The following is a 16,139-nucleotide window of genomic DNA, read 5'->3' as shown; positions in this document are numbered from 1 at the left end:
AAAAAGCCAGCATCTGCTGGCTTTTTTTGTATTTAGCGAGGTACATCCTGCGTTAATTCTTCATAACTCATTTCAGTTTTCTGAATGGTCTTTAAGCGTTGCAGCTGGTGCTTGGCTTCCGCCTCATATCCATTAAAAGCTAAAAGTTTGGCATATTTGATCAGGTTATATTTAGTCGGATAACTCAAGACCATTTGTTCACCTTCCAGAATCTGATCAGCAGATGCCTTGCTATAAGGATTCAGACGAATCCAGGCAATGCGATGATTAAACTCGGTCAGCAAATAAATTGGTTTTTCATTGGTGATTTTTTCCGGCTGTTTTTCATAACGAATACTTTGCCCAAGTTTTGGCACCGCAACATCATAGTCGCGATAAATTACAATCAATAAAAGTAACCCAACAGCAAAAATGAATTTCATACCGATTAATGGCATAACCACTGTTTTAATTTTTAGATTTTGTGCCAGAACCGTACCCAGAATAAAACCGACTGGTAGCAGAAAATAGGCATAATGCTGTGGAAACTCAAACATGGCATGTGTCACAAAAGCCCCGATCATGAGAATACCGATCACTGATTCTGGCGTATTCACCCAGCGTTGTAACTGATAGCCCAGATAACCAAAGTAGGCCAAGAACGGCAGACCGATGATCAATCCATTCCAGAGCAGGAAATCGATAATAAAATTATGCGCGCTACGAACCCAGACAGGTCCTTGTACGGTATCGCTGATTGAAACGAACGCAGCACTCGTCTGATACCAACCATAGCCAGACCATGGCTGAGCCTGAATCGCGGCAATCATTTGCTGCCAGATCGCAATACGTGACATATCTCCCGTAGCACGAGATACCACATCCCTGCTTTGTACGACGTCCGTATTCATCGCTTGTGCAGCGAGCTGACTGAGTAATGGAAAAGCCACAATGCAGAAAATAAAGAAAATGAACCAAGCAATGCTGTAATACCATTTCAGTCGAATAACGCTTTTATATTGATAAAAACCTAGATACAGGATAATCGCGATCGCGGCTACCCAGGCCGTACGTGACTGACTTAAAGCAACCCCCATAACAATTAATGCAGCGCAGGCAAATAGCCACTTGGTCTGAATTTTTTTCTTTTCATATAAGTAAAGGCAGCTCATCAATGCCATGACTAAAAAAGTTGCCATATTATTGGGCTGAGCGAAATTAGCATAGGGGCGCTGTGTACCACTGATATTGACCATGCCTGGCAGTACAGAATCCAGATTCGTCCATTGGCAAATGGCAATAATGCCTGTAGCTGTACCTGAAGCTAGAAACACATAACTCAGATTAGTAAAGGTTTCTTCTCGGTTATAATTCCCTGTTGACAGGTGATAACCCAATGCACTTACAAACCAAAAGCTAAAGACAAAAATGAAGCCCATCATGGCGGTGCTAAAGAAAAATACCTGCCCTGCCAGAAAATGTATAAATGGCACACAGGCGAGTAATAATAAAGGTAAACCAATTGCTGGTAGTGTTAATTTTTCTCTTATACAAACTGCAGCAATAGCAAATAATGCGAAGAATGCATAAAGCTCCCCTGTGTACGTGACCCATGGACGGTAATGCACGGGCATGAGCCATGCAAGGGAGATGAGGATTGCTGCGATAAGTGCAAGCGTGAATTTCATGGAAATATCAGGCGGTAGAAGTCTGGCACATGATAAACAAAAAGCAGATAAATAGATAATTTGCTTTTTTATGAAGAGAAAAAAACAATAGTCCCGAAAAGGGAGTAACTTTAATGACTATACGGATGCATATATTGCAGAAATTACTCAACGATTGAATCATCTTCCAAGAAAAAGACTCGGCTTTAAAAGTCCGAGTCAGGTAGTATGGCAACAACAAGGTGTTGCACTTCAAATGCTAATCCAAGAGGTTTCAAATGTATATAACATTTGTAATTATAGCTTAGCACCTTTTTGACACTGAGCTTGGGTTGCGCTAGCACCAGTAGCTGCGCTAGGAGCTGTTGTAAATGAGACCGCACCTTCAGCTGTGACAGTAGCTATTACTTTACAACCTTGATTAATTGCCGTTAAAACAGCTTGAGTTTGTTCTGCAACATCAGCAGTTTTATAAACAACTGTTTGTGCTGATGGTGTTGGACTAGCACTTGTTGTAACTTCAGTATTTAAGCTACTACAACCAATACCTGTTTGAATACATGCCTGAGCCTTAGGTACAAAATTATTTACGCCGCCCATCGCAGCAGCACCATAAGAAGTTGATACATATTCACGGTAAGCGGGAATCGCAACGGCAGCCAAAATACCGATAATTGCAACAACAATCATTAATTCAATAAGGGTGAAACCCTTTTGCATAGTTTTCATAACATTCTCCACAAATGTTTTTTGTTTATTTATAAGCTTAAGCAAAAGCTAATTTAGCCTATTTTGTATTTAGCACTAAGTATGCCAACTTTTATTATAATAATTTTGAGATAAAAAACAGCACTTTAAAAAAATATTTTTATTTTTGTAATTATTATGTTTTCTTTTGTGTAACTAACTGACAAAATTTGTCAGTTAGTTGACTAAAATCACCCCAGAATAATCGGTTTATTCCCCAATTCATTTTCTAAATCATCTATTTTACGATCATAGTACTGATCTAGTACTTCCCCAATCTGCTTCACTCCTTCAATGACACCTTCTTTAAACTTATGCTGAGCGAGATGTTGAATAATGTTTTGGCAGATTTCATCCCAGACTTGCTGGGTCGTTGCCTCTTTAATTCCTCGATCAATCACAATCTCAACCTTATGTTCACACAGATTCAAATACAGGAGTACTCCACTGTTATATTCGGTATCCCAAACACCAATTTCCGCAAATAACTGCCGGGCACGACATAAGGTATCTTGATAATAGGCAGATCGTGAAGGCAAACAACCTTCAATCACGACCTGAATCTCCCCCACATGTCCATGCTCAGCTTCTTCCACCGCAAGGGCAATTGCATACTGATCCTGCTTGGAAAAAAAGCGCTTGGTTGCCGGCATATAAAAGAAATGCTTGAGCCAGCGCTTAAAACTCGGCTGTACACGTTCTTCCAGCTTTGGCTGCGTGACAATTTCTGTCGTATCTGTTGTTGTTACCATGAGCCTGATGCTCCTCCCCCGCCAAAACCACCACCGCCTCCGCCGAAGCCGCCGCCACCAAAACCACCACGGCCACTACCGCCGCCCCGGCCGCCACCTGCTAAAAAGGCATGTAAAATCAGCTGGGCAATAGAAGTGACCAATAAAAAGAAAATACCTGCGCCAATCATTAAACTAGCAACCAAGCCTAAGCCATTCACTAAGCCTGCGGCTGTACCTGCTACTGCCGCAGTCGCTGCACTCAGACGTTTACCAAAGATCATGGAGCCAATAACACCTGCAATAATAATAAAGATAACGCTTCCAAAAGTAGCTTGCGATGCTTTTTGAGCTTGATAAGCTTGCTCCTGGCGCTCTTTGATTTCATCCGCTGCCTGTGCAGCAATTTCAGGATCTAAATTTAAAATACGTTCAATTTCGGTTAGTCCAGAATCAATGCCTTGTGCATACTGACCTTGCTTAAAAAATGGCGTAATTTTGTCATGAATAATACGGCCCGCTACAATATCGGGTAGAATCCCCTCCAAGCCATAACCGGTCAAAATTTGAATACGGCGATCATTAATGGCAATGGTCATCAACAAACCGTTATCACGTTTGGCTGAACCCAGCTGCCAGGCTTCAGCAACGCGCATGGAGTAATCAAAAATATCTTCCTGCCCGGTGGTCGGAACAATAACTACACCTATTTGCCCTTTGCCTTCATTATAAAGTTTCAGAATACGCTGACTGAGTTGCTGTTTTTCAGCGGGACTCAGTAAATTTGCCTGATCAATGACCGGTTCATTCAGGCTGGGCAAGTCGCGCTGAAGCTGCCCTTCCGCCATGTCATTGGCAATTTGTGGCTGTGATGCTGCAGTTTCTGTATTTTGGGCTGGAGTATTTTGATTATTTTTAGGCTGCAAGATTTCACGGGCTACGATGACTTCTTCAGTATCTGTAGCCGTGGCTGTTTCTGCTGAAACAAGCGTGGTTATTCCCATGCCCAGCATGAGAAGCAAACCAGCACAGTATTTCAGCAGCATCTCGGACATCTGATCTCTCGCTTATTTACAGATCTTACTTATTCAAAGGAAACCGTTGGCGCTTTCTGTGCACTTTGCTCGGCGCTAAAGTTCGGTTTGGTGTCCATACCAATCACTTTAGCGGTCATGACTTGCGGGAACTGACGTGCATAAGAGTTGAAGTCCTGAACCGTGGTAATATAACGGTTACGTGCCACAGCGATTCTATTTTCAGTGCCTTCCAGCTGTACCTGTAAATCACGGAACTGTTGATTCGCTTTCAGGTCCGGATAATTCTCAGTGACAGCTAAAAGACGAGACAAGGCGCTGGTCATCTGGGCCTGTGCTTCCTGATAACGCTGGAATAATTCAGGATCTTCCAGTACGTCACGATCTACTTTTAAACCGGCAACATTGGCACGTGCTTGGGTCACTTCCGTTAAAACCTGCTCTTCATGCGAGGCATAGCCTTTGACCACATTCACCAAATTAGGTACTAAATCGGCACGGCGCTGATACTGGTTCTGGACTTCGGACCACGCGGCCGTTACGGCTTCATCTTTGACTTGCAAGGTATTATAGCCGCAACCACTCAGGGTCAAGGTACTGGCCAGCATCAAGGCGATAAGAGATTGTTTGAATACACGCATGATATCTTGTCCTCAATTCTTTATTAATATTTATATAATTAATTTGATTTTAAACAGTATTTTCTAAAGTTTTGTTACTTTTTATAATCTTTTTAATTATCTATCTTTGAATTAAAGACAACTAAAATTAAAAAACCCGCCGTAGCGGGTTGTTTGAATGACTTCAGTGAATTTTCAACTGTTAAACATCCAGATAATCCAGGATTCCTTCAGCTGCCTGACGACCTTCCCAGATTGCGGTTACCACCAGATCAGAACCACGAACCATATCACCACCAGCGAAGATTTTTGGATTTGAGGTCTGGAATTTATATTGCTGCTGTTCAGCGGCAACGACACGACCTGAACCATCCAGATTGATTTCTACATCAGTGAACCAGTCGGCTGGGCTGGTACGGAAACCGAAAGCCAGCAGAACTGCATCTGCCGTCAAAATTTCTTCTGAACCTGGAATCGGCTCTGGACTACGGCGACCGCGGCTGTCTGGCTCACCCAGCTGAGTAGTAATAAATTTCACACCGGTCACTTTACCATTTTCACCAACAACTTCGATCGGCTGACGGTTAAACTGAAAACTCACCCCTTCTTCACGTGCATTTTGTACTTCACGGCGTGAACCCGGCATGTTTTCTTCATCACGACGGTAGGCACAGACGACTGACTCGGCACCTTGACGGATCGAAGTACGGTTACAGTCCATAGCCGTATCACCACCACCTAAAACGATGACTTTCTTGCCTTCAACACTGATGTATTCAGACGGATCTTTTTCCCAACCCTGACAACGATTGACATTCGCGATCAGGAAGTCCAGAGCATCATAAACACCATCCAGATCTTCACCAGCAAAACCACCTTTCATGTAAGTGTATGTTCCCATACCCATAAATACAGCATCGTAGTCAGCCAGTAATTGGTCAATCGTCACATCTGTACCAATCTCAGTATTCAGACGGAATTCCACCCCCATACCGGTAAAAATTTCACGGCGGCGTTTCATCACATCTTTTTCCATCTTGAATTCTGGAATACCGAAAGTCAGCAACCCCCCAATTTCTGGACGTTTATCAAAGACCACAGGTTTTACCCCGTTACGCACCAAAATATCCGCACAGCCAAGTCCTGCAGGACCTGCCCCGATAATCGCGACTTTTTTATTGGTCCATTGCACATTGGACATATCTGGACGCCAGCCCAAAGCAAAGGCGGTATCATTGATATATTTTTCAGCATTACCAATAGTCACCGCACCGAAACCGTCGTTCAGGGTACACGCCCCTTCACACAGACGGTCCTGCGGACAGACACGACCACAAACTTCCGGCAAAGTATTGGTCTGATGACACAGTTCAGCCGCCTGGAACAAACGGCCTTCAGACACCAGTTTTAACCAGTTTGGAATGTAGTTATGTACCGGACATTTCCACTCACAGTACGGGTTACCACAGCCTAGGCAGCGATGCGTCTGATTGGCTGCAATTTCCGCGGTATAAGGCTTATAAATTTCCACAAATTCTGCTTTGCGGACATCAATCTCTTTTTTCTCTGGATCTTGGCGTGCGACATCCAGGAATTGAAAGTCATTATTCAGGCGTTCTGCCATGTCTCTCTCCGTGGGGAGATGTAAGGGGTTCACAGTTGCCTTACATCTCCCTATGTTTCTGCAGTAGTGGAATTATTGTGGATCAGCTTGAGTTGTTTTTAACAGCGTTTGCAAGTTGGCTGCTTTTGGTTTTACCAACCAGAACTTGCGGCTGTAGAAGTCAAACTCATGGCGGATCTTGTACGCCCAAGCACTACCCGTTTCTTTAATATGTTCATCCAGAATACGACCCAGGAAGGCTTTATGCTCTTCCATCGCTTCGGTGGAAATACGGTTCAGCTCAATCAGCTCGTGGTTATAATGATCAACGAAGTCATTATCCAGATCAAGTACATAAGCAAAACCACCAGTCATACCCGCACCGAAGTTATGTCCGACTTTACCCAGCACTGTCACAATACCGCCGGTCATATATTCACAGCAGTGATCACCTGCACCTTCAATCACGGCAAATGCACCCGAGTTACGCACCGCGAAACGCTCGCCCGCTGTACCCGCGGCATATAACTTACCGCCAGTCGCACCGTATAAACAGGTGTTCCCAATAATCGCGGTATTTTGGGTCTGGAATGGTGAACCTTTTGGCGGGAAGATCGAGATGCGACCGCCAGCCATGCCTTTACCGACATAATCATTGGCATCGCCTTCTAGGCTGATATGCAGACCACCGGCATTCCAGACACCTAGTGACTGGCCTGCAGTACCATTCAGGTGAACTTTCACCGGATGGGCTTCCATGCTCAGGTTGCCATAGCGTTTTGCAATTTCACCAGACAGACGTGCACCAATCGAACGGTCACAGTTACCGATCGTGAAGCTATATTCGCCGCCAGTTCCCGCTTCAATCGCAGGTAGAATTTCATCCACCATTTTTTCAGCCAGAATGCCTTTATCAAATGGTGCATTACCTTGAACCTGACAATACTGTGCTTTACCTTCTGCAGCAGGATGCGACTCAAGCAATTTGCTTAAATCAAGATGTGCATGCTTTGCAGTTTCACCTGGCAAGACTTCCAGCAGATCCGTACGGCCAATCAGGTCTTTCAGACTTGATACACCGAGTGCTGCCAGCCATTCACGGGTTTCTTCAGCAATAAAGGTGAAGAAGTTAATCAGCATTTGTGGCTCGCCAATATAATGCTCTTGACGTAAATGATCTTGTTGAGTCGCAACACCGGTTGCACAGTTATTCAAGTGGCAGATACGCAAGTATTTACAACCTAAGGCAATCATTGGGGTTGAACCAAAGCCGAAGCTTTCAGCACCGAGAATTGCTGCTTTTACGACATCCAGACCGGTTTTTAAACCGCCATCTGTCTGTACGCGAACTTTACCACGCAGGTCATTCACACGAAGGGCCTGATGCGCTTCAGAAAGACCCAGTTCCCACGGTGAACCTGCATGATGAATTGAAGAAAGTGGAGAAGCCGCTGTACCGCCATCATAACCAGAAATGGTAATGAAATCGGCATACGCTTTCGCTACACCCGCCGCAATCGTACCGACACCCGGTTCAGAAACCAGCTTAACTGACACCATCGCCTGTGGGTTAACCTGTTTTAAATCAAAGATCAACTGTGATAAATCTTCAATTGAATAGATGTCATGATGCGGAGGTGGCGAAATCAGGGTAACGCCCGGCACAGAGTAACGTAAACGTGCAATGAGACCATTCACTTTACCACCCGGCAACTGACCACCTTCACCTGGTTTTGCACCTTGCGCGACTTTAATCTGGAGAACTTCTGCTGATGTTAAATAAGCAGGCGTCACACCAAAACGGCCCGATGCAATTTGTTTGATTTTCGAGTTACGGATAGTACCGTAACGCGCTGGATCTTCACCGCCCTCACCCGAGTTTGAACGACCACCAATCGTATTCATGGCAATCGCAATCGCTTCGTGCGCTTCAGGTGACAGTGCACCCAAAGACATACCGGCAGAGTCAAAGCGAGGCAGGATCTCTTCCACAGATTCCACTTGTTCGACTGGAATCGAGTTGTCTGTTTTCAGTTTAAATAAGTCACGGATCGTTGCGATCGGACGGTTGTTCACCAATTCTGCATATTCTTTAAAATCTGCGTAGTTCCCAGAACGTACTGCTTTATGCAGTGAGTTGATCACATCCGGGTTAAAGGCATGATATTCCTTGCCAAAGACAAATTTCAGCAGGCCTCCCTGATCGATTGGCTTACGGTTTTTCCAGGCAATATCCGCCAACTGTTTCTGGTCATTTTCAAGATCAATAAAGGTTGCACCCTGAATACGGCTTGGTACGCCGATGAAGCATTTATCCACCACTTCATTAGATAAACCCACTGCTTCAAACAACTGACCACCACGATAAGAAGCAACCGTAGAAATCCCCATTTTCGAAAGAACTTTCAATAAGCCTTTCTCAATCCCCTTACGGAAATTGTTTTGTGCATAGATTGGGTCACCCAATAACTCGCCTTTGGCGACCAGATCATTGATCACGTCATAAGCCAGATATGGGTAGATGGCTGTTGCACCAAAGCCAAGGAGTACCGCAAATTGGTGTGGATCACGAGCAAAACCGGTTTCAATAATCAGGTTGGCATCAGTACGCAAACCTGTATTAATCAGGTGATGATGCACTGCACCAGTAATCATGAAAGCATTGGCAGGCAAGTAACCTTCACGGATTTTCTTGTCTGAAAGCACCAGTAAGGTTTTACCATCACGAATGGCTTGTGCAGATTCTTCACAAATACGCGCAATCGCTGCTTCCAGACCTTCGGTTTCAGCATAGTTCAAGTCAATATCTGCAATTTCATAACCGGCACGACCCAGCGTACGGATCTGATGCATTTTCGAATTAGAAAGTACAGGACTGGAAATGATCAAGCGGTCTGCATGCTCAGGCCCTTGCTCAAAGACGTTTTGTTCACGACCTAAACAGGTTTCCAGTGACATCACAATCGATTCACGTAGCGGATCGATCGGCGGGTTGGTCACCTGTGCAAACTGCTGGCGGAAATAATCCGACACATGGCGCACCTGACGAGACAATACTGCCATTGGGGTATCATCACCCATTGAGCCTACAGCTTCCTGACCGCTTTCAGCAATCTGACGCAACAACTGGTCACGCTCTTCAAAGGTCACCATGAACATTTTTTGTGCCGCTTTCAGGCCATTGCCTTTTAAGCCTTGATCACATAAATATTCTTCCAGCTCTGGACTGCCTTGCAAACGCACAGAATTTTCACGTAACCATTCACGGTATGGACGCATACGTTTCAGATGATTATTGACATCTTGCGTATCCAGTACCTTGCCAGTCTGCGTGTCGATGACCAGCATCTGGCCTGGGCCGACACGGCCTTTAGAAATCACATCTTCAGGTTGGTAACCCCATACGCCAATTTCAGACGCCAACGTGATATAGCCATTTTTGGTAATCACCCAACGCGCAGGACGCAGACCGTTGCGATCCAGCATACAGATCGCATGACGACCATCCTGAATCACCAGACCAGCCGGACCGTCCCAAGCTTCCATATGTTTTGAGTTGAATTCATAGAAAGCACGAAGATCAGCATCAAGTGTTTCCACGTTCTGCCAGGCAGGCGGAACCAGCATACGGAGTGCACGGAACAGATCCATGCCACCGCCAACCAGAATCTCCAGCATGTTATCCAGGCTTGAAGAATCTGAACCGGTACGGTTCACAATTGGATTCAGTTCAGTTAAACCCGGTAATAACGGATTTTCAAATTTTGGTACACGCGCCATGGCCCAGTTACGATTCGCAGTAATGGTATTGATTTCACCATTGTGTGCCAGGTAACGGAACGGTTGTGCCAAAGGCCAGCGTGGCAAGGTATTGGTCGAGAAGCGCTGATGGAAGACCACAATATGTGATTCCAAACGTGGATCAGCCAGATCTGTATAAAAATCTGCAATCGCTTCCGGCATCATCAAGCCTTTATAGCTGATCACCGTTGAACATAAGGTCGTGACGTAGAAAGATGTATCATTTACCAACAATTGCTCTGCACGACGGCGTGCCAGGAATAACTTACGGTTAAATTCAACCTCAGTCACACCCATTGGACAATTAACAATAATCTGTTCAAATGCCGGCATTGACCGCAACGCAATTTCACCCAACGCATCTACATTGGTCGGAATCACACGCCACGCCAAAACGATTAAACCTTCAGCTTCAATCTCTTTGTTTAAAACCTGTTTGGCATGCGCAGCGAGCGCCGGATCAAGATTTAGAAACACCGAACCCACAGCAAATACTTCACTCAAGGTGGTATCACTTAAGCGTTTCGCTTCTTCACGGAAGAATTTTTTCGGCATTGCTAAGAGCAGACCACAACCATCTCCCGTCTTGCCATCCGCGGCAATACCACCACGATGAGTCATACAACTCAAACTATGAATCGCGGTCTTGACGAGATCATGGCTAGCATCGCCCTGCATATGGGCAATTAAACCGAAACCACAGTTATCTTTAAACTCATCCGGTTGGTATAAACCTTGAGCGGGAGCTACATTGTTAGGCGATGGCATGTGCATAGCGTACCCTTCTTTCACGAAGCCTCAACAGGCTATTAAACAATCTAAATTTTTCTCTGCGCTGGCGTCTAATGGACTTTCGAAGACCGTCTTGGTAGAGCAAAAGCATTTTTCTTTATTTCTTCAGACTAGTCCTTTTTTAGACTAAATGCATAACAAATAAAGTTTATTCTGCTCATGAATAACATAAAAATCTGGAATAAATATGACATTCATACGGTGTCATCGAATCATTTTTCGCGCTAAAACAGGGAGATTAATTCAATTCATGCACCAATAAAGCAAATTCCATGCCAACAAACAGCGCATAAATTAAAACAATACAGATGACAAAGATTTAGCGCAGAACAGCATTCTAAGGGTTAATTTTAATGTGCATTTTTTGCACCAAAAGCGCCCATTTTTAATTCTGTAATTTTTTGGATGCGCTATTTTAGACCAGACTAATTAAATGGATCACTAATCTCGTTATTTTGAGGACGCGGATTACTGCCCTGAGCAGGTCGATTATTGTTATTTTGTGGTTGAGGTGTACCTTCTACAGCACTTTCAGATTTCTGTACATCAACTACATTTCCCGATGAATCACGGCGCACAATTGTGGTACTGGTAGTCGCAGCATCAGAGCTACGCGGCTTGGACTCAGTTTGGGTTTGCTGCTGTCTAAGTCGTACCGATTCATCTACTTTCGGCAAAGGCACATTTTTCAAACGAATTTCGTAAAGCTTTTGATTACTGGCCAACTCCTCTGAACCCAGATTATTGACCAGACTGACATATTGCTGCATTGCTACAACTTCAGGCTTGACTGAGGCCGGTAAATTTAACTTCAGTGTAGAGAGTGCCTGATTAGCTTGCGCCGCCGTCTTATATTGACCATATAACAATACATATTGTTCTGGCTGATTTTCACCCGAGATTCTTAAATAAATAAAAGGTTTACGATCGAACTGTTTCTTAAGAAAACTTTTTAAAATGGCTTCATTGGTCACACGAAATAATTCAATGGCGTGCTGGTTTTTCGCTTCATTGACAAATTTGGTACCGCGAAATTCCGGCTCATGACTGGCATTCACGACGGTACGCGTATTTAGGTCCAATGGTTTCACTTCCTGAAAAAGTGCACCAAGATGGGTCATTGTGGCTACTTTTTCCGGCTGAATCTGCAACTGAACTTCAGTTTCAGGCTTTTTTTCAATTTCGATGACATCATCTGAATCAGTCACCACCCAAAAGACTAAGGCAGCAAATAGGCAGCCTACTCCACAGACCAGCCAGAAATAATGCTGAATCTTTTGCCAAGGAGTATGTAATGCTGCCATAAAACTAAACCTATGCTTGACTGGCTAAAATTGCCTGTTTCATTAACTCGAGATCAAAGTCCCGGGTAATCACTGCTTCGCCTAATTGCTTTAATAACACCAGACGCAATTGTCCATTTAAGACTTTTTTGTCATGTGCCATATAGGCCAGAAAATCATCCAGAGGGATTTTAGGACAAACCACAGGAAGTTTGGCACGAGAAATGATTTTTTTTGTACGTTCTAAATCTTCTTGAGAAATCCAACCCATATGCTGTGACAGATCCGCAGCCATCACCATACCGGTGGCAACAGCCTCGCCATGTAGCCAGACACCATACCCCATGTAGGATTCAATCGCATGACCAAAGGTATGACCTAAATTAAGTAAAGCACGTTCCCCTTGCTCTTTCTCATCATTGGCTACGATCCGTGCCTTATGCGCACAGGAACGATAAACGGCTTCAGCCAATAATTTCTCATCACGAGCGACCAGAGCATCCATCTTTTCTTCAAGCCAGACCAGAAATGACTCATCGCCTAGCAGCGCATATTTAATCACTTCAGCCAAACCTGCTGAAAGTTCGCGGTCCGGCAAAGTAACAAGCTGCGACATATCCGCCAGCACCACCTGCGGCTGCTGGAAAGCGCCAATCATATTTTTACCCAGAGGGTGATTAATCCCGGTTTTTCCACCAACACTTGAATCTACTTGCGACAGCAAAGTCGTCGGTACTTGGATAAAGTATACACCGCGCTGGAAACAGGCCGAAGCAAACCCGGCCATATCTCCAATAACACCACCACCCAGCGCAAGCACAGTACAGTCCCTGTTAAAACCGGCTTCAAGCAGTGCATCAAAAATCAGATTCAGATGCGGACTATCCTTATATTTTTCACCATCAGGCAAAATACAGGTCGCAACACGTTTGTCCAGAGCTTCAATTGCAGTTTGATAACGCTGCAAATAAAGTGGTGCAACCGTAGTATTGCTCACAATCATCACTTGCTTGCCCTGAATATAGGGAGCCAATAAGGCCTGTGGATCCAGATCGCTCCCGATAAAAATAGGGTAACGACGTTCTCCGAGTTCTACATATAAGGTTTGCATGCTTGATTAACCACTTTATTCAATGAACTTAGTTTTTGGAAGTAATGAGATTGAGAATCCGCTGCGCCAGATCACGCGCAGCACCCTGATTGGTCTCAATAATATGATGTGCCACTTCCCGATACAAGGGATCACGGACTGCCAATAAATCACGTAACTTTTGTTCCGGATTTTCGACTTGAAGGAGTGGACGGTTTTTATCGCGATAGGTACGTTGCAGTTGAATTTCAACCGGCGTATAAAGATAAACAACGATTCCGCGCTGTTTCAGATAATCCCGATTTAAGGTCTGAGTAATGGCACCACCGCCAGTGGCTAAAACCAGATGGGGACGTGAGGTAAGGTCATTAATGACAGCAGTTTCACGGTCACGAAAACCCTGCTCCCCTTCTTTTTCAAAAATCCAGGGAATGGTCGCACCTGTTTTACGTTCAATTTCATGATCACTGTCTAGAAACTCACGTCCTAACAATTCTGCGAGATGTCGTCCTACTGTTGTTTTACCGGCCCCCATCGGCCCTACCAAATAAATATTTGGTAGGGTTTCAAACTCTTTGCTTGGCAAGGAGTCACCTATTTGTTTTGTTAAATTCAAAATATATTAATGATTTCTTGAAACACTGTCATTAACAATTCGAGGTGTAACGAAAATCAGGAGCTCACGCTTGTTATCGGATTTTACATCTTTACGGAATAAACGACCTAAATAAGGAATATCCCCCAAGAATGGTACTTTAGTTTGGTTATTCAAGGTCTCTTGTTCAAAGATACCACCAAGCACTACTGTTTCACCATTTTCAACCAAGACGTTCGTATTTAACCGATTCTTATTTAAATAATATTCACCCATCGGTGTTACACCCGCAATACTGTCACTAGAAATATCCAATGACATTTGTACTTTACCATCTGGTGTAATACTTGGGGTTACATCTAGTTTAAGTACCACATCTTTAAATTCTGTCGTTGCTGTTGCATTAGCACCACTGCCCTCAGTTGATTGATATGGAACTTCCACTCCAGATTCAACAGTTGCTTTTTGTTTGTCCGCAGTCAGTACTTTTGGTGTAGAAATGACTTCACCATAACCATCTGCTTGTAACGCTGATAATTCAAGATCGAGCATAAAATCGGATAAACTAATTAAACCAAAAGCAATACGACCTGCTGCATTCTCTACCCCTAAATCAACATTTAAATTATCTGGACGCTGAATCTCATACGTTGGTATTCCTGTAGTGCTATTGATCTCAGGTGTTCTTAAATCCCAAAGTGTGGTATCACTACCACCAACGAGTAAATGATCATTGTTAGTAATACCTTGAGATAAAATCCCCCATTTCACACCCATTTCTTTCGCAAATTCAGTAGATGCACGCACAATACGCGCTTCAACCATTACTTGTTTCACCTGCACATCGAGTAAGTCCACCATATTACGGATTTTATCAATAAATGGCTGGGTGTCATTCACAATTAATGTGTTAGTACGTGCATCGATAGACACAGAACCACGGGAACTTAATAAACTTTCTTTATCTTCATTATTCGTAGTATTAGAAGAATTATTTGATGAATTATTTGAATTTTGTGCAGATTTATTCTGCGTAATTAGTTTTTCGATATCAGCAGCTTGTGCATAACTCAACTGCATATATTCAGTTTGAATAGGCGCAAGTGCGACACTCTGCTTAATAGCCTTAGCTTCTTCCTCTTCAGCCTTAATAAGTTCTGCAACCGGTGCAATCCAGATCACATTACCGTTACGGCGTTTATCCAGATTTTTGGTTTTCAGTACGATATCCAGCGCCTGATCCCATGGCACTTCTTTTAAGCGCAAAGTAATATTGCCTTGTACACTGTCTGCGGCCACCATATTGATATCGGTAAAATCGGCCAAGAGCTGTAAAACACGACGGACTTCAATATCCTGGAAATCTAAAGAAATTTTCTTACCCGAATAAGCAACTGTTTTAGGACGTAATGGGCTCTTGGCTTCCGGACGTTTCAAACTGATGGTCAGCTTGTTATCAGTCTGGTAAGCCATATATTCATAACTTTCCGCAGACTGAATCGTAATCACGCCAGAACCATTTTGATTCACGGCATCGACACTGGAAACTGGTGTAGCAAAATCATTTACATTTAGACGACGGGTCAAATGAGCCGGAATCTTGGAACCTAAAGTGCGCACAATAACCTTGGTACCCTGCTGCTGTACATCAACAGGAGTATTATTTCCTAGCAGATCAATAACGACCTGGCCTTCACCTTGCGCACCGCGCTGGAAACCAATATTACTGATACCCTGAGCTGACTGTTGCTGCACAGGTTGAGCTATGGCTACAGGAGTTGCCGAGTTAATTTTAAGAATAAAGGTATTACCTTCCACGCGAGTCGTAAAGGCTCCTGCCTCGGTCAAGTTTACCGTCAGACGTGCCCGCTGAGCATCCGAAGTGACATCCACTGAACTGGCTTCACGTGTTGCCACCGGAATACTGCTTTGTTTTAAATTCTGTTGTGCCTTGTCAAAGTCCAGAATCAAACGTGACGGTGATTCTAATTGGTAGGCCTGTGGTTGTGGTGGCAAACCATTGAACATCACCCGAATCTCAGTTCCTTGTCCAGGAAGCTGCATGGGTACTACATTGGTCATTGAAACCTGTGCACTAGCCGCTTGCATCACCGCAATCGCAACAGCACCCATGGAAAACTGACGAAACACACGATTCATTGTATTAACATCCCCAAAAATAAATTCTTTAATACTC

General features: G+C 44.0%; 11 protein-coding genes. All 11 read right to left on the bottom strand.

The features are described 5' to 3' along the window. Positions 1-32 precede the first annotated feature (32 nt). Positions 33-1,667: a Wzy polymerase domain-containing protein gene (locus tag Q9R24_RS04790; RefSeq protein WP_311203825.1), complete on the bottom strand. Its 1,635-nt coding sequence runs from the start codon at positions 1,665-1,667 to the stop codon at positions 33-35. A gap of 276 nt (positions 1,668-1,943) precedes the next feature. Further along, positions 1,944-2,366: a prepilin-type N-terminal cleavage/methylation domain-containing protein gene (locus tag Q9R24_RS04785; RefSeq protein ID WP_404976563.1), complete on the bottom strand. Its 423-nt coding sequence runs from the start codon at positions 2,364-2,366 to the stop codon at positions 1,944-1,946. A 218-nt stretch (positions 2,367-2,584) separates the two neighbouring features. Next, on the bottom strand, positions 2,585-3,145 hold the full coding sequence (locus Q9R24_RS04780; RefSeq protein ID WP_311203823.1) for a TPM domain-containing protein: 561 nt from the start codon (positions 3,143-3,145) through the stop codon (positions 2,585-2,587). Beyond that, positions 3,139-4,179 carry a TPM domain-containing protein gene (locus tag Q9R24_RS04775; protein WP_311203822.1) on the bottom strand — a complete coding sequence of 347 codons (1,041 nt, stop codon included), beginning with the start codon at positions 4,177-4,179 and terminating at the stop codon, positions 3,139-3,141. The genes Q9R24_RS04780 and Q9R24_RS04775 overlap by 7 nt, the downstream gene beginning before the upstream one ends. A gap of 29 nt (positions 4,180-4,208) precedes the next feature. Next, positions 4,209-4,799 (bottom strand): LemA family protein, encoded by a 591-nt coding sequence (locus Q9R24_RS04770; protein ID WP_311203821.1) that lies wholly within the window; start codon positions 4,797-4,799, stop codon positions 4,209-4,211. A gap of 181 nt (positions 4,800-4,980) precedes the next feature. After that, positions 4,981-6,402 carry an FAD-dependent oxidoreductase gene (locus Q9R24_RS04765; protein ID WP_311203820.1) on the bottom strand — a complete coding sequence of 474 codons (1,422 nt, stop codon included), beginning with the start codon at positions 6,400-6,402 and terminating at the stop codon, positions 4,981-4,983. A 72-nt stretch (positions 6,403-6,474) separates the two neighbouring features. Further along, positions 6,475-10,950 carry a glutamate synthase large subunit gene (gltB, locus tag Q9R24_RS04760; protein WP_311203819.1) on the bottom strand — a complete coding sequence of 1,492 codons (4,476 nt, stop codon included), beginning with the start codon at positions 10,948-10,950 and terminating at the stop codon, positions 6,475-6,477. Between the two features lie 449 nt (positions 10,951-11,399). Beyond that, positions 11,400-12,278 (bottom strand): hypothetical protein, encoded by an 879-nt coding sequence (locus Q9R24_RS04755; protein WP_243474103.1) that lies wholly within the window; start codon positions 12,276-12,278, stop codon positions 11,400-11,402. Positions 12,279-12,288: 10 nt separating this feature from the next. Then, positions 12,289-13,368: a 3-dehydroquinate synthase gene (gene aroB / locus Q9R24_RS04750; RefSeq protein ID WP_311203818.1), complete on the bottom strand. Its 1,080-nt coding sequence runs from the start codon at positions 13,366-13,368 to the stop codon at positions 12,289-12,291. A gap of 28 nt (positions 13,369-13,396) precedes the next feature. After that, the gene (gene aroK, locus Q9R24_RS04745; protein ID WP_005101380.1) at positions 13,397-13,933 is read right to left on the bottom strand and encodes a shikimate kinase AroK; all 537 of its coding nucleotides are present in this window, start codon (positions 13,931-13,933) and stop codon (positions 13,397-13,399) included. Between the two features lie 36 nt (positions 13,934-13,969). After that, positions 13,970-16,102 carry a type IV pilus secretin PilQ gene (gene pilQ, locus Q9R24_RS04740; protein WP_404976561.1) on the bottom strand — a complete coding sequence of 711 codons (2,133 nt, stop codon included), beginning with the start codon at positions 16,100-16,102 and terminating at the stop codon, positions 13,970-13,972. Positions 16,103-16,139: the final 37 nt, after the last annotated feature.

Source organism: Acinetobacter sp. RRD8, from assembly GCF_031844225.1.
GTDB lineage: Bacteria > Pseudomonadota > Gammaproteobacteria > Pseudomonadales > Moraxellaceae > Acinetobacter.
Note: the sequence above shows the minus strand (reverse complement) of the source record. Positions and strands in the feature narration are given on the sequence as shown.

What these genes read in the sequence shown, in the direction of transcription:
- Q9R24_RS04790 (WP_311203825.1), bottom strand. Translation starts at nt 1,667, where the DNA reads ATGAAATTCACGCTTGCACTTATCGCAGCAATCCTCATCTCCCTTGCA.
- Q9R24_RS04785 (WP_404976563.1), bottom strand. Translation starts at nt 2,366, where the DNA reads ATGCAAAAGGGTTTCACCCTTATTGAATTAATGATTGTTGTTGCAATT.
- Q9R24_RS04780 (WP_311203823.1), bottom strand. Translation starts at nt 3,145, where the DNA reads ATGGTAACAACAACAGATACGACAGAAATTGTCACGCAGCCAAAGCTG.
- Q9R24_RS04775 (WP_311203822.1), bottom strand. Translation starts at nt 4,179, where the DNA reads ATGTCCGAGATGCTGCTGAAATACTGTGCTGGTTTGCTTCTCATGCTG.
- Q9R24_RS04770 (WP_311203821.1), bottom strand. Translation starts at nt 4,799, where the DNA reads ATGCGTGTATTCAAACAATCTCTTATCGCCTTGATGCTGGCCAGTACC.
- Q9R24_RS04765 (WP_311203820.1), bottom strand. Translation starts at nt 6,402, where the DNA reads ATGGCAGAACGCCTGAATAATGACTTTCAATTCCTGGATGTCGCACGC.
- gltB (WP_311203819.1), bottom strand. Translation starts at nt 10,950, where the DNA reads ATGCCATCGCCTAACAATGTAGCTCCCGCTCAAGGTTTATACCAACCG.
- Q9R24_RS04755 (WP_243474103.1), bottom strand. Translation starts at nt 12,278, where the DNA reads ATGGCAGCATTACATACTCCTTGGCAAAAGATTCAGCATTATTTCTGG.
- aroB (WP_311203818.1), bottom strand. Translation starts at nt 13,368, where the DNA reads ATGCAAACCTTATATGTAGAACTCGGAGAACGTCGTTACCCTATTTTT.
- pilQ (WP_404976561.1), bottom strand. Translation starts at nt 16,102, where the DNA reads ATGAATCGTGTGTTTCGTCAGTTTTCCATGGGTGCTGTTGCGATTGCG.